Origin of the sequence: Paenarthrobacter nitroguajacolicus, from assembly GCF_029952445.1 — a bacterium.
GTDB lineage: Bacteria > Actinomycetota > Actinomycetes > Actinomycetales > Micrococcaceae > Arthrobacter > Arthrobacter nitroguajacolicus_B.
Window position 1 is genome coordinate 48,223 of record NZ_JAQPPK010000008.1, and the last position, 14,906, is coordinate 63,128.

Genomic DNA, 14,906 nt, shown 5'->3' on the forward strand with positions numbered 1-14,906 from the left:
CTCCTTGCTGCAGCAGCCGTACGGGATCCCAGACACAGATCACTGCTTGGCTACTGGTCATTGGCCTCCATACGGTGCACGCTTGAGTACGGGATACCGGACACGAAGTCCGGCAGGCCCTCAAGACCCCACAGCAGCGAGGAACCATGACCACCACGCCAACAGCGCCCGGCAAAGCCACGTCCAAAGTCCCGGCTGCCGAAAATACCTTGCGCATCCTGAAGCTGTTGGCATCGCGCCGTGGGCCCATGGCGGCCTCGAACATTGCGACGGCGCTTGGCCTGCCCCGATCCAGCGTCTACCACCTGCTTGGCGTGATGGAAGCGAACGGCTTCGTCCTGCATCTGCACGAGGAGCAGCGCTACGGCTTGGGCATCAGCGCGTTCGAACTCAGCTCCGCGTACTCCCGCCAGGAACCGCTGTCCAGGCTCGGCCGCCCCATGCTGGCCTCGCTCGTCGATGTGATCGGCGAGAGCGCGCACTTGGCCGTGCTCCACGGCAGGGACGTTCTCTACATCGTGGAGGAACGCGCCAAGAACCGCCCAAGCCTGGTGACCGACGTCGGCGTCCGCCTTCCCAGCCACCTCACCGCCAGCGGCCGCGCCATCCTCGCAGCCCTGCCCAAGTCGCAGGTCCGCGCGCTGTACCCCAACGCTGCCGCCTTCACCTCACGCAACGAGGTCGAATTTCCCATCATGAAGTACTCGGCACTGTCGTCCCATCTCGATCAGGTGCGGCAGCGCGGCTACGCCACCGAAAACGGCGAAATCACACCGGGATTCGGCTCCATCGCCGTGCCCGTGACGGACCACGTTGGATGGCCGACGGCGGCCGTCGCCGTTACGTTCCTGGAGGACAAAGTGCCTGCTGAGCAATGGCCGGTACTGGCCGCGCGCATCAGGAAGGCTGCCGACGAACTTTCCGTGCGGATCCACGGACGTCCGACGGCGGGCTGACGCACCTCAGGCGCGCCCGCTACCGGCTTCCCCTCCGGGCGAGTCACGTTCGACCATGCTGCGGAATGTTTCCAGCTCGCCCCGGAAACTGCCCCGGTAGGAGCCCATGGCAAAGAGCCGGCCGACCACCGTGGCCACCAAACCTCTTGTCTCGAACACTTGCTGGATCCTCGTTCCACCATCCTCGGGTGTAAAGGTGACGTCCGATTCGCCCTTGAGGATCGCGTTGCCGAACCGCGTGCGGAGGTGGCGGGGGCGCTCCGCCGAAATGACTTCGGTGGGGCTCGCCATTCGGCCAAACCACACTGTGTAGCTGCTTCCAGCTTGGCCCGTGGAACCGACTAGATCAGTCACCCGCGTGACGCCGCCGATCCATTCAGTGAACCGGTCGGGATCCGTCCAAGCGTCGAAAACCCGCTCGGGCGCGGCTGCGACCAACGTGGACACTCGATACGTTGCCATGGGTCCAGCATGCTCGCATTACAGCGCGAAAGCGAGAGTTGGCGCATGTCTGTAATTCCGGACAGTAGCCATCAAAAAGGCATTCCAGCCGCTTGGATAAGGGGCTTTAGTAGATGCAGAAGATCTTTCCACCACACACTTTCCAAAGACGAAGGAGCCACCATGGCACCCGCCGATTTCACTACAGGAGCCCGTCCGGTCAAGGCTGCCCGGGGTACTGAGCTTTCTGCCAAGTCGTGGCAGACTGAAGCGCCGTTGCGTATGTTGATGAACAATTTGGATCCGGAGGTTGCCGAGCGTCCGGACGACCTGGTGGTTTATGGCGGTACGGGTCGTGCTGCGCGGTCGTGGGCTGCGTTTGATGCGATCACGAAGACGTTGGAAACCATGGAGAAGGACGAGACTCTTTTGGTCCAGTCCGGCAAGCCGGTGGGTGTGTTCCGCACGAACGAGTGGGCACCGCGGGTGTTGTTGGCGAACTCGAACCTGGTGGGGGATTGGGCGACGTGGCCTGAGTTCCGTCGGCTCGAGGCTGAGGGTTTGATGATGTATGGGCAGATGACTGCTGGGTCGTGGATTTACATCGGCACCCAGGGGATTCTGCAGGGCACGTATGAGACGTTCGCCGCGGTGGGGAACAAGCTCGCCGCGGAGGGCCGGATCACCGCCGCGCCGGAGGGTTCGGCTGAGGGTCCGCTGGCCGGGACGTTGACGTTGACGGGTGGGTGTGGTGGCATGGGCGGTGCCCAGCCGCTGGCCGTGACGCTGAATGATGGTGCGTGCTTGATCGTGGACGTGGATGAGTCCCGTCTGCGCCGCCGTGTGGGTAAACGCTACCTTGATGAGGTCGAGACCGATCTGGATGCGGCGATCGCGAAGGTTCAGGCGGCGAAGGCTGAGCGTCGTGGCTGGTCGGTGGGGTATGTGGGCAACGCCGCGGAGGTCTTCCCGGAGCTGCTGGCCCGTCACAAGGCCGGGGAGATCACTTTTGATGTGGTCACGGACCAGACGTCCGCGCATGATCCGTTGTCGTACCTGCCGGAGGGCATCACGGTGGCTGAGTGGCACACCGAGGCCGAGGCCGACCCGGAAGGGTTCACGAAGAAGGCGCAGGCGTCGATGGCGCGGCATGTGCAGGCGATGGTGGAGTTCCAGGACGCCGGTGCTGAGGTGTTTGATTACGGTAACTCGATCCGTGATGAGGCCCGCAAGGGTGGGTATGACCGGGCGTTTGAGTTCCCGGGGTTCGTTCCGGCGTATATTCGTCCGTTGTTCTGCGAGGGTCTGGGCCCGTTCCGTTGGGTCGCGCTGTCGGGGGATCCGGAAGATATCCGTGTCACGGATGAGGCGATCAAGGAACTCTTCCCGGAGAACAAGCACCTGCATAAGTGGATTGATGCCGCTGCTGAGCGGGTGGAGTTCGAGGGCCTGCCGGCGCGTATTTGCTGGCTTGGGTATGGTGAGCGGGCCAAGGCCGGGTTGTTGTTCAACCAGCTTGTTGCTGAGGGTAAGGTCAAGGCCCCGATCGTGATCGGTCGTGACCACCTGGACTCGGGTTCGGTTGCGTCCCCGTACCGTGAGACCGAGTCCATGAAGGACGGTTCGGACGCGGTGGCTGACTGGCCGTTGCTGAACGCCCTGACTGCCGCCTCGTCGGGTGCTACCTGGGTGTCGATCCATCACGGCGGCGGGGTGGGGATTGGCCGGTCCATCCACACCGGCCAGGTCTCCGTTGCTGACGGGACCGAGCTCGCGGGGCAGAAACTCGAGCGGCTCTTGACCAACGACCCCGGGATGGGTGTCATCCGCCACGCCGACGCCGGCTACGACCGCGCCATCGAAGTCGCCAACGAACGCGGCGTCCGCATCCCCATGAACGAGAAGTAGGCAACACCAATGACCATTACGTCCAACGAACAACTGACCGTTACCCTCGGTTCCAGCGGAGTGACACCGGAAGACGTCGTCGCCGTCGCACGCCATGACGCCAAGGTGACCATCTCCCAGGACGCCCTGGATAACGTCGCCAAGGTCCGGGCACACATCGACAGCCTCGCCACCAGCGACGTCCCCGCCTACGGTATTTCCACGGGCTTCGGTGCGCTGGCCAACCGCCACATCCCCAACGACCTCCGCACCCAGCTGCAGAAGTCGCTGATCCGCAGCCACGCAGCCGGCATGGGCCCGGCCGTGGAGCGCGAAGTGGTCCGCGGCATCATGTTCCTCCGCGCCAAGACCCTTGCCTCCGGTCGCACGGGAGTTCGTCCCGTGGTCCTGCAGACCATGGTTGACGTCCTCAACGCCGGCATCACTCCGTTGGTCCGCGAGTTCGGTTCGCTGGGTTGTTCCGGCGACCTCGCACCGCTGTCCCACTGCGCCCTGGTGCTGATGGGTGAAGGCGAAGCAACGGGTCCCGACGGCGAGCTCTACGGCGTCCCCGGCAAGGCAACGGTCGCTGAGCTGCTCGCGCAGCACGGCATCGAGCCCGTCACGCTGGCCGAAAAGGAAGGCCTGGCGCTCGTCAACGGCACCGAAGGCATGCTCGGCATGTTGCTGATGGCCATCGCGGATATCCGCCTGTTGCTGGCGACGGCGGATGTCACCGCCGCGCTCAGCGTCGAGGCCCTGCTTGGTACCGACCAGGTGTTCCTGCCCGAGCTCCACGCGGCACTGCGTCCGCACCCGGGCCAGGCTGCCAGCGCTGACAACATGCTGCGGGTACTCTCCAATTCGCCGATCGTCGCCTCCCACCGGATCAACGACACCAAGGTCCAGGACGCCTATTCGCTGCGTTGCGCGCCCCAGGTTGCAGGCGCTGTCCGCGACACCGTGGACCACGCCGCCTTGGTTGCTTCCCGCGAACTCGCCGCAGCCATCGACAACCCTGTGGTCCTGCCCGACGGCCGGGTCACGTCCAACGGCAACTTCCACGGCGCCCCCGTGGCCTACGTCCTGGACTTCCTGGCCATCGCCGTCGCGGATCTCAGCTCCATCGCGGAGCGACGCACGGACCGCATGCTGGATCCTGCCCGCTCGCACGGCCTTCCTGCGTTCCTCGCTGGTGACCCCGGCGTGGACTCGGGCCTCATGATCGCCCAGTACACGCAGGCCGGCCTGGTCTCGGACAACAAGCGCCTGGCCGTTCCGGCTTCGGTGGACTCCATCCCGAGCTCCGCCATGCAGGAGGACCACGTGTCCATGGGCTGGCACGCGGCCCGGAAGCTGCGCAAGGCCGTGGAGAACCTGCGGCGGGTGCTCGCCGTCGAGCTCGTCACCAGCGCGCGCGCCATCGACATGCGTACGCAGATGTCCGACGGCGAACTCACCCCGGGTCCTGCCGGCACGGCTGTGCTTGAGGTGCTTCGCGAAGTGGTCCAGGGGCCGGGCACCGACCGGTTCCTGTCGCCCGAACTCGAAGCGGCTGACCGTTTGGTTGGCTCCGGCGCGGTCCGTGCGGCCGCCGAATCCGCCGTCGGGATTTTGGCCTGACGTCGAATAAAACGCTCATTTGATGGGCTAATTTGTCACGCCCCGGTCTTTGTTCGCAACGCAGGCACCGGGGCGTGGCAAATGTAGTAGAACTTATGGTGTACGTCACGTCCACGCCGAAGATGTCGTGGGCTTGACGGTCAACCGTTCACACAACTCAATACACAACAGAGAACATCCACAAAGGGGTAGAAGTTCAATGAAGGCACGCGGAGCAGTCCTGTCCAGGCGAAACGCTCACTCGGCTACGGTTTCCGACTGGCGGATGCTGAAAGTCGGCGACACGGTGGAAGTGGTCAAATACGCCCACGTCATCGCAGCCGGTCGGGTCGAGGAAGTTTCGGGCAGCGGAAACGTTGTGTGGCTCGAGCACTCAGGGCCGGGCGTCACCGAAGAGGGCAAGGAACTGTTCATGAAGTCCGACGGCGTGACTCTCCGCCGGGCGTAGCTTAAGTCGGGTGCAGTTTAAACAGAAACCGGGGCTCGTCCCCTTCCGCGGGTAGTAGATGCGGAAGGGGACGGGCCCCGGTTTTTGGCGTCGCTGCCTGGGTTGCCCTCAGGGTGGCAGTTAGGCAGCGAGGACTTCGTGGGTCTGACCGAAGGGAACGGATTCGTCCAGCGCCACGGTGTAGGTGCCGGGCTCGTGCCGGGTCACCAGAATTCCGCAGGCAGCCTCAGCTGCTGCGTTCTTGATCAATGCATCCACGGCTTGCTCAAGTCCGTCGTGGATTTCGTCAGCCCTGGAAAAGGACAGACGGATTTCGCGTTCTGCAGTCATTGCAGGGGTCATTTGGGGGCCTCCTATTACTTGCCGCATGCGAGGGCGACCCGTCAATCATAGTAGGTGGAGGCCAAATATTTGTAAGATGACCGGCATGTGAGTGACCCGGGTCTCACCGCCGGACCATGGCGCGGAGCAGTTTCACAGCCACCGAAAGGGCGGCAATGTCCACTGGACCTGGCTTGATGGCCTCCTGGATGGTCTCCTGGACACGCGTCAATTGCTCGATGTTTCCGTGCTCCCAGTCCACTATCCGCTCCACCGGATCGGCGGCCGCGGCGGATGAGCGGGCCGTATGCCGGACCACGGCTTTGGTCATGTCGGCGAGAACGAGATACATGTCGTCTCGAAGGGCCGCCCGGGCCAAGGATTCCCAATGCGTGCCCCGCGGCAGCATGGTGATGTGCTCCAGCAGGGGGATGGCGGAGATGCGTTCGAACACGGCGAAGTACACCTCGGCAACACTTTGGGCCGGTTCCTGGAGTTCCTCGGCAATGGAGGAAATGTCCAGGAGGCCGTAGCTGACCAGGAGCTCGGAAGCGCGGACACCCAGGGCGTGCGGCAGGCCCACGGAGTCCGTGTGCGCGAGGCGCTTGAGCGAGTGGGCCAGGTTGATGCCGTGCAGCAGGCCCGTGAAATCGGACCGCAAAGCCCCCATCGGTTGCTCCAGCCGTGCGAAGGCATCCGCCAGGGGCTTGTCCCGGAAATCGTGGGTCACGTACCAGCGCACGGAACGGTCCAACAGCCGGCGCATGTCCAAGGCAACAGCAGAGCCATGCTGACTGGGAGTGCTCGCGGGGAGCTGGGCGATGGCTTCAGTTACCGAGTCCAAACCCCAGATGCTTCGCATCACCACGAACCCGCGGGCCACCGCCGACGCCGAGACCGTGGTTTCCTCCATGGCGCGGAAGGCGAAGGCGATACCACCCAGGTTGATCATGTCATTGGCCACCACCGTTGCAACGATCTCGCGCCGCAGCGGATGCGTAGCCAGGTGCTCGCCAAACCGTTCTGATAGCTGCCGGGGGAAGTACTCGTGCAAAGTCCCCGAGAACCAGGGATCATCGGACAACCCTTCCTCGGTCAGCTCACGCGCGAGCTCGATCTTGGCATACGCCGCCAGGACTGATAGTTCCGGCGTGGTCAGCCCCTTCCCGGTCAGCACACGGGCGCGGAGTTCCTCGTTGGACGGAAGGGATTCGAGGCGTCGATCCAACTCCGTGACGGATTCCAACCAATCCATGGTCCGTTCGAAACTCGGACTCCACTCCATGACCAGCTGCTTGTCCGTCAGCAGGAGTACGTTCTGGTCATCGTTGGTCTTCAAGACCAGCCGCGCCACCTCGTCCTGGAGCGAATGCAGGAACATCGTCCGCTCCTTCACGGACATCCTGCCCGCGGCGATCATCCGGTCCAGGAAGATTTTGATATTTACCTCGTGGTCCGAGCAATCCACACCCGCTGAATTGTCGATCGCATCCGTGTTCACCAGGATCCCGGCCAGCGCGGCCTCGATCCGCCCACGCTGCGTGACGCCCAAATTGCCGCCTTCGGCGATGATATGCGCCCGCAACTGGTTGGCGTCCACCCGGATGGCGTCGTTGGATTTATCCCCGACGTCGGCATGGGACTCTGCAGATGCCTTCACGTAGGTGCCGATTCCGCCGTTATAGAGGAGATCCACAGGGGCTGTAAGAACTGCCCGGAGAAGCTCGGGTGGGCTCATGGCCAACTGGCCGTTTGGGCCAGCGCCTTCCTCCAAACCCAAGGCAAGCCGGACCTGCTCGGTGATTGCGATGGATTTTTCCGTGCGGGAGAAGACGCCGCCGCCTTCGCTGATTTTGCCGGGATCGTAATCGGCCCAGGAGGACCGGGGGAGGGCGAAGAGCCGTTCGCGTTCCAGGTAAGAGGCGGCCGGATCGGGGTTGGGGTCGAGGAAGATATGCCGGTGGTCGAAGGCGGCCACCAACTTGATGTGGTCCGAGAGGAGCATGCCGTTGCCGAAAACGTCGCCGCTCATATCGCCGATGCCCACCACGGTGAAATCCTCGGTGCGCGAATCGATCATGAGTTCGCTGAAGTGGTGCCGCACCGACTCCCACGCCCCGCGCGCGGTGATGCCCATCTGCTTGTGGTCGTAGCCCACTGAACCGCCCGAAGCGAAAGCGTCCCCCAGCCAGAATCCGTAGTCAGCCGCCAGTTCGTTGGCTATGTCCGAGAAAGCAGCCGTGCCCTTGTCTGCCGCCACAACCAGGTAGTAGTCGTCGCCGTCGTGCCGCACGACGCGCGGGGGAGGAACCACGCGCCCGTTCGTGCCGCCGTCGGGATCCTCCGCAAGGTTGTCGGTGATGTCCAGGAGGCCGCGGATGAAAGTCCGGTAGCTGTCCTGCCCCTCGGCCAGCCACGCCGCACGGTCTTCCCCTGGCTCCGGCAAGTGCTTGGCGAAGAAGCCGCCCTTGGCGCCAGTGGGAACGATCACCGCGTTCTTGACCGTTTGCGCCTTGACCAGGCCCAGGATTTCCGTGCGGAAGTCCTCCCGCCGGTCCGACCAGCGCAAGCCGCCGCGCGCGATCGGGCCAAAGCGCAAATGCACACCCTCCACCCGGGGCGAGTACACCCAGATCTCGTATTTCGGTCGTGGGGAGGGCGCAGCCGGAATGATGGAGGGATTTAATTTGAAGCTGATGTACGGCTTGGCCAAGTAGAAGTTGGTGCGCAAGGTGGCCTCCACCAGGGTGGCGAGGGAGCGCAGCAGCCGGTCGGCGTCCAGGTTCGGGACGGCGTCGATGGCCTCATATAGGGTGGTCTTGGCGGCGTGGATGGCGTGCGCCCGGGAGTTGTAGTCGCTGGCCCCATCGAAGACATCGCCCTCAACAGGGGCCGTGAAGAGCTCCGGATCGAAGAGGTCGGGAGTGAACCTGTCGGGGTCGAACTTCACTTCGAACAACTCCAGGAGCGCCAAGGTGGCCGCGGCGTTCCCGCGCAGGGTATCGGCGATGAAGCCGTACGAATTGGTGCTGCCGAGCTGCCGGAGGTACTTTGCGTAGGCGCGAAGGATGGCAGTCCGCCGCCAATCGATCCCCTCCCTGACCACCAGCGCATCGAAAGCATCCGACTCCGCGTCGCCCCGCATCGCAGCACAGAACGCGCCGGTCAGCAGGTCCGCGGTGACCAGGGGATCCACGCCGCGCGGGTAGTTGAGCCCGAGGTCGTAGAGGAAGAACTGCCGGCCGTCGGCACGCTGGACATCGAACGGCCGCTGGTCCAGGACCTTCAAGCCCAGGTTGTGGAAAAACGGCAGGATCTGGGTAAGGCTTTGCGGGCGGGTCAGGTACAAGCGGATCCGGGCATCCTCAGTCAGGACAGCCGTACCTGGCCGCTTGTAGACGGTCAACAGGGGGTCCGTGGTGTCCGGGTTTTCCGGCGGGAAGCTCTCGAACTTCGAGATGTCCTCCACAGCATCCTCAACCTCGTAATCCGCCTTGTAACTGGCCGGGAAGGCAGCCGCCCACTCCTGGGAAAGCCGCGCAGCCTCATGATGCGGATACCTCGCCTGGAGCGCCTCGTCCAGGCCTTGCGCCCAGGATCTGGTGGCGGCAATGATCCGATGCTCCAGTGCCGCTGAATCCACGACGGCGGATGCTCCGCTGGGTGGGAGGGTCGCCGATGCGGATGGTGGCGGCTGCTGCGGCCACGCCTGCTCGGGGAGCAGGACACGGAAGAATACGCGCGCCATGGCCGATTCGCCCAAACGAAGCTCGAACTCAATGGCATCGGATCCGAAGGCCTCCCGAAGTTCCCGCTCGATGCTGAGGCGGACAGCGGTGCTGTACCTGTGCCGGGGAAGGTAGACGAGTGCTGTCATGAACCGGCCGTACGAGTCCGGACGCAGGAACATCCGCGTGCTGTGGCGTTCCTGGAGACGCAGTATTTCGCGGGCATGTTCGGCCAACTGCTCCGCATCGATGTGGAAAAGTTCGTCCCGTGGATACGCCTCCATGACGGCCAGCAGTTCCTTGCCATGATGCGAGGACGGCGGGTAGCCGAAGGCCTGCAACACTTCCTCCACAGTGTCGCGGATGACCGGAATCTGTTGCGCCGAGTGCGCCATGGAACTCGGGGAGAACAGGCCCACGAAGGTGTGCTCGGCGGCACCCATGCCGTCGGCCGCCCTGGCGACGATGCTGATCTCGTCAAGGTACGCGCGACGCAGCACCGTGGAGCGCCGGGCAGATTTGCTCAGGGTGAGGATGGGCGCCGCTGTCCCGGGGCGCGCAGATTCCGCTTGGGTGGCTTCCGGCAACCGTGTCTCCCGCAGCAGCCCCAAACTACTCCGCCGTCCCCGATACCCCAGGAACACGAAATTCCCCTGGCCCAGCCACTGCAGCAGATCGTGGGCTTCCTTCGCCGGCCGATCATTCCGCGCATCAGCCAACGCACTGACCGTCCGCTCCAGCTCATCGTGGATGGCCGAGGAGTCCTCGGCGGCTGCCTTTACGTCGCTCACCACCTTTTGAAGCCGCGCAACAAGGTTCCGGGCGCTCGCCTCGTCCGGCAGCCTGGGGATGTCGATCGCCATCCACGCCTCGGTGACCAATCCGCCGTCGTGCTCTGGGCCGGAAGTCGCTGGGCCGGAAGTCGCTGGGCCGGAGGGTTCGACGCCGGTGGGGAGGCCCTCGCGGTGTGGTCCCCGGCCGAGGTACGTGAGGCGGTGGGTGGCTGGGTCCCGAGTGGCCGTGAAGATGGGGTGGACGAGGAGCCGGATGGAAGCGGTGTCGCGGGCGATCTCGGCGGTGACCGAGGGGAGCAGATAGGGCATGTCATCCGCGACGATGGCCACCAGGCTGGCGTCTGTCTCGTTCAGGACCCCGATCACGGCCTGCCCGGGTTCGCGGCGTTCGGCCAGGGACCGGTGGTAACGGGCTCGTTCCACGAGGGTTTCGGGGGTGTAGTTGCGGACGTCGTCGTCGGCCACATGCCGGTAGTAGTCCGTCAGGAATTCGTCCGCGGCCTCAATCCTGGGTGACATGTGCTGCGCCTCCGCTGCGCGAGGGAGCGGCCGTGCTGTAGCGGTCGGCGAAGTCCCTGCGCCTCACTTCATCATGGCTTAAACCACCGCGAGTTGGCACTTAAAGGCAGTGTTCGCCTGCGTGTGGTTTGCCTGGCGAAGTGCCAACTCGCGGCGGGACTGTTAGACGTGGTGGCGGGATTCGAACCCGCGTGCGCTGCTTTGCAGGCAGCTCCCTGGCCTCTTGGGTACACCACGTGCAATCGACACTAGGTACCCGCGGCAGGGCTTTCAACATTGGCTACGCAGGCTTTCGCAGGGCTACGCAGTGTTGCCCCTGGTTGCTGTCAATGACGCCCGCCTGAGTAGTCCTGTTACCCCGGCAGTCAGCGCGAGGGTCAAGATGGCTGCCGCCATGTGGGTGTACAGCATGATGTGCGGCGAACCCCCACCGGAGGCTGCCAGCGCGGGCGCATCGCTGAGGCTTTGGCTGGCACCATGAAGGTGGTCCACGAGCCCGCTGCCAGGGAAGTAGCCTCCGAACGCTGCGAACCCAAAGTGCAGGAGCTGCTGCGCCACACCGGACGCCAGCAGCAACAACAAGGGCCCGTGAACCCAGTGGGCCAGGAGTTGCGCGGCCAGGCAGCACAACGCGGCGAAGCCCAGGAGGACGGGGAGGGCAGGAGCGCTGCCGCCAGCGGTCATGTGGGCTGCCAGGCCGAGGCCAACAGCGAACAGCCCGGATACCCAGGCCCACTTGTCCTGCACAGGAGCTGCGCGCATCGCCATCCTTCCCTCCACAAAGGCTACGGGCAGGGTGGCACCTGGGAACAGGGGCTATGCAAGGAGCGTGTTCACCAGTCGGGCCGCAACTTTCGCGGTGCGCGAGTCGATGTCGAACTCCGGGTTCAGCTCCGCGACATCCACGTGCAGCAGTTTTGCACTGGCAGCCACCTGCCGGCAGATCGCGCTGATAACCGGCAACGGCACGCCATAGGCCGCAGGTGCGCTGACTCCGGGAGCCACCGAAGCCGGCATCACGTCAAGGTCGATCGTCAGATAGAGCACGTCAACACCGGCCAGGAAGTCCGCGACGAACACCTCCACGGTCTCCAGTGAGCACTCTTCGTCGAGCAGGTACTTCACCCCCAGGCGTTGGGCGGTGTCGAAGAGCGTCCGCGTGTTGTTCGGCTCGGAAATTCCGACGACGGCGTACTGCAGTTCGCGCCCCGCGGCAGCTTCCGCGTGGGCCATCTGAAGGAACGGCGTACCAGAGCTCGGCGTGGGCTCGTCGCGCAGGTCAAAGTGGGCATCGAGGTTCAGGACCCCCAGTCGCTTGCCCCGAACCACTTCGGAGCCGGCAACTCCGAGGTAGCTGGCAAACGCGGTCTCGTGTCCGCCGCCGAGCACCACGGTGAGGTTGCCGTCGTCGAGCAGTCCTGAAATGGCGCGACCGGCACGCTGTTGGCCCGACTCCAGCAAGTCGTCCTCCACAACCACGTCGCCGGCGTCGAACACGTCCCGGTCCAGGTGGAAGGCCAGAGGACCCAGCGCCGCACGGATGGCGGCCGGGGCCGCAGCTGCGCCCACCCGGCCCTTGTTGCGGAGAACGCCGGCGTCGCTGCAGAAACCAAGCACGACGGCGGGACGCGAGGACGCGCTGGCCGCTTGGGGAGTGTGCGGGGCGATGGCCTGCCACCAGCGGCGGTGGGCATCGCCGTCGCCGTCGAAACGGCCGGTCCATGGGGTGGGGCTGACATCTACGGCGGCGGCGCTTGTTTCCATCCTTAAAGCAGACCGGACCCGGACTGCCAAAACCAGCAGTTCCGAGTCCGGAGTGTCTGAAATACCGGAATACCCGTCGGCGCAGGGTCCTATTTCACGCCGAGCAGTTCCTCAACGGTTCCAATTCCGAAGAAGAGCAGGAACGCTGCAGCCACAGCCCACATCAGGGGATGGACTTCGCGGGCGCGGCCCTGGAAGGTGCGGATGAGGACGTAGGAGATGAAGCCGGCGCCCAGGCCGTTGGCGATGGAGTACGTAAACGGCATCAGGGCGATGGTCAGGAACGCGGGAATCCCCACACCCCAATCCTGCCAATCGATCTTGCCCACTTGGGAGACCATCATGAAGCCGACAACCACCAACGCGGGTGCGACCGCTTCGAACGGCACCAGATTGATCAGGGGCGTGAAGAACATGGCAATGAGGAACAGGATGCCGGTCACGATCGAGGCGAGGCCCGTACGTGCGCCTTCGCCGATGCCCGCTCCGGACTCAACGAAGATCTGGTTGGAGGAAACCGAAGCTCCACCGCCCACGATTGCGCCGAGGGCGTCCACCTGGAGGACCCGGTCCACGTTCGGGATGTTGCCGTGCTCGTCCACAGTTCCGGCCTCGTTGGCCAGGCCCACCATGGTGCCCATCGCATCGAAGAAGATGCTGAGCAGGATCACGAAAGCCAACAGGGCGGCGGCGATGAAGCCAAGGTGTTCGAACGCGCCGAACGGGTTGGCCTTGCCGATCAGGGAGAGGTCCGGGGCGCCCCATTCGGACAGTGTGGGAGCCACCAGGGACCAGCCGCGGGGGTTGACGTTCTTGCCGTCGAAGCTCGGCCCAATGTGGAGGGTGAATTCAAGGATGGCGGCCAAGGCGGTGGAAACGACGATGCCAATCAGGATCGCGCCACGGACCTTGCGCACCACCAGGGCGATGGTCAGGATCAGGCCGACTGCGAACACCAGCGTGGGCCAGCCCATGAGTTTGCCGTCAACACCGAGGCCCAGCGGAACCGTGGTGCCCGCGGCGTCCGGGATGCGCCGGACGAATCCTGCGTTGACCAGTCCGATCAGTGCGATGAACAGGCCGATGCCCACCACGATTGCCGTCTTCAGGGCTTCGGGCACGGCTTTGAAGACGGCGGTCCGGAAGCCGGTCAGGACCAGGATCAGCATCGTGACGCCGGAGAGCACCACCAGGCCCATCATGTCCGGCCAGGTCAATTGCGGGTGGGAGGCAACGGTGACTGCAACGAAGGCGTTGACGCCAAGGCCCGTGGCCACAGCGAACGGGTGCTTGGCCCAAGCGCCCATCAGGATGGTCAGGATGCCAGCGACGAAAGCCGTGGTGGCTGCGACCGCCGTGAAGCCCAGGGATGCTCCGCTGGAGTCGGCGCCCGACAGGATCAGCGGGTTCAGCACAACGATGTAGCTCATGGCGAAGAATGTCGCGAAACCGCCACGGATTTCCCTTGAATAGGTGGAACCACGTTCGGAAATCTTGAAGTAGCGGTCCACTGCAGAACCTTGTTTAAGCATGAAGGTCTCCGGGTTTCGGGGGGGAGTGTGCTCTCAAATCCTATGCCGTCCGGTTCAGGCGCGACGGACCATTCCCCTAGTCTGTAAGGAAGCCAACACTAGGAGAAACCGCCCCATGCGTACCATCCGCCCGCTTCTGGCCGCCGTCGTCGCAGCCCTTGCCTTTGCGTCTGCCCTGCTGTTTTCCGCGGCACCGGCCTCCGCGCACGACGTCGCGGAGTCCACAGCGCCGGCGGACGGTGCCACCGTGGCTGAAGTACCGGCGTCGGTCTCCATTACGTTCAACAACCGGCCCTTGGCCATCGGTTCGGGCGTCACTGTGACCTCCGGCGGCGAGAACTGGGCCGACGGGCCCGTCGAGATCATCGACAGCCAAGCCGTGCAGAAGCTGCGCACGGGCGCCCCGGCAGGGGAATACACGGTCACCTGGCGGGTAGTCAGCTCCGATTCGCACCCCATCGAGGGCACCTTCAAGTTCACGGCCACAGCAGGAAGCACGACGGCGGGAAGCGGCCCGGCGGCTCCCTCACCTTCGGCGACATCGTCGACGTCGGCCACGGTGCCGTCAGCGGGGACAGCACCTCCGGGAACGGGAACCAGCGCCCCTGCCGCGGACGCCTCCCAGCCATTCCCGTGGAGCATTGTCGTGATAGCGGTTGTGGCTGTTGCCCTCGTGATCTTCCTGGCTGTGACAGCCCGCAGGAAACTCGCCGCATCTGATGAGGAAAATACCCGGGATTCCGCAGAATAGCGCGCTTTTCTACGTAGCTGCGAATATCTCGTTTGGGTTACTGCGACACGCCAAAGCTGCAGTTCTCGTTACTTAAATGTGACTTCGGCGGGATCATCGCGTACGGTAGTACCTGTGCCTGTTCCACGTAGCGGGCACTTCC

The 14,906-nt window shown here is 64.3% G+C and carries 11 protein-coding genes and 1 tRNA gene; 5 read left to right on the plus strand and 7 right to left on the minus strand.

The features are described 5' to 3' along the window. Positions 1-146: 146 nt before the first annotated feature. On the plus strand, positions 147-956 hold the full coding sequence (locus PJL15_RS07330) for an IclR family transcriptional regulator (RefSeq protein WP_144661777.1): 810 nt from the start codon (positions 147-149) through the stop codon (positions 954-956). A 6-nt stretch (positions 957-962) separates the two neighbouring features. On the opposite strand, the gene PJL15_RS07335 is transcribed toward PJL15_RS07330, so the two are convergent. Further along, positions 963-1,418 carry an SRPBCC family protein gene (locus tag PJL15_RS07335; protein ID WP_281450528.1) on the minus strand — a complete coding sequence of 152 codons (456 nt, stop codon included), beginning with the start codon at positions 1,416-1,418 and terminating at the stop codon, positions 963-965. Positions 1,419-1,580: 162 nt separating this feature from the next. On the opposite strand from PJL15_RS07335, the gene PJL15_RS07340 reads away from it, so the two are divergent. The 3 genes from PJL15_RS07340 (at position 1,581) to PJL15_RS07350 (ending at position 5,355) form a co-directional block, all read left to right on the plus strand. Next, the gene (locus PJL15_RS07340) at positions 1,581-3,305 is read left to right on the plus strand and encodes a urocanate hydratase (RefSeq protein WP_281450529.1); all 1,725 of its coding nucleotides are present in this window, start codon (positions 1,581-1,583) and stop codon (positions 3,303-3,305) included. A gap of 9 nt (positions 3,306-3,314) precedes the next feature. Continuing rightward, positions 3,315-4,907, plus strand: coding sequence for a histidine ammonia-lyase (gene hutH, locus PJL15_RS07345; RefSeq protein ID WP_281450530.1), 1,593 nt, complete (start codon positions 3,315-3,317; stop codon positions 4,905-4,907). A gap of 199 nt (positions 4,908-5,106) precedes the next feature. Beyond that, positions 5,107-5,355 carry a hypothetical protein gene (locus tag PJL15_RS07350; protein WP_281450531.1) on the plus strand — a complete coding sequence of 83 codons (249 nt, stop codon included), beginning with the start codon at positions 5,107-5,109 and terminating at the stop codon, positions 5,353-5,355. Positions 5,356-5,475: 120 nt separating this feature from the next. Here the strand turns inward: PJL15_RS07350 and PJL15_RS07355 are convergent, their stop codons facing one another. The 6 genes from PJL15_RS07355 to PJL15_RS07380 all read right to left on the minus strand — a co-directional run bounded on the left by PJL15_RS07355 (position 5,476) and on the right by PJL15_RS07380 (position 14,013). Next, positions 5,476-5,697 (minus strand): hypothetical protein, encoded by a 222-nt coding sequence (locus tag PJL15_RS07355; RefSeq protein WP_281450532.1) that lies wholly within the window; start codon positions 5,695-5,697, stop codon positions 5,476-5,478. Positions 5,698-5,800: 103 nt separating this feature from the next. After that, positions 5,801-10,717: an NAD-glutamate dehydrogenase gene (locus tag PJL15_RS07360; protein ID WP_281450533.1), complete on the minus strand. Its 4,917-nt coding sequence runs from the start codon at positions 10,715-10,717 to the stop codon at positions 5,801-5,803. Positions 10,718-10,883: 166 nt separating this feature from the next. Further along, positions 10,884-10,954: transfer RNA gene (locus PJL15_RS07365), tRNA-Cys, on the minus strand. Positions 10,955-11,017: 63 nt separating this feature from the next. Next, on the minus strand, positions 11,018-11,479 hold the full coding sequence (locus tag PJL15_RS07370; RefSeq protein WP_281450534.1) for a hypothetical protein: 462 nt from the start codon (positions 11,477-11,479) through the stop codon (positions 11,018-11,020). 54 nt (positions 11,480-11,533) lie between these two features. Beyond that, positions 11,534-12,481, minus strand: a complete 948-nt coding sequence (gene hutG / locus PJL15_RS07375; RefSeq protein WP_281450535.1) for a formimidoylglutamase — start codon at positions 12,479-12,481, stop codon at positions 11,534-11,536. Between the two features lie 89 nt (positions 12,482-12,570). After that, the gene (locus PJL15_RS07380; protein ID WP_281450536.1) at positions 12,571-14,013 is read right to left on the minus strand and encodes an NCS2 family permease; all 1,443 of its coding nucleotides are present in this window, start codon (positions 14,011-14,013) and stop codon (positions 12,571-12,573) included. Positions 14,014-14,128: 115 nt separating this feature from the next. Between PJL15_RS07380 and PJL15_RS07385 the strand changes: the two genes are divergently transcribed. Further along, on the plus strand, positions 14,129-14,764 hold the full coding sequence (locus tag PJL15_RS07385) for a copper resistance CopC family protein (RefSeq protein WP_281450537.1): 636 nt from the start codon (positions 14,129-14,131) through the stop codon (positions 14,762-14,764). Positions 14,765-14,906: the final 142 nt, after the last annotated feature.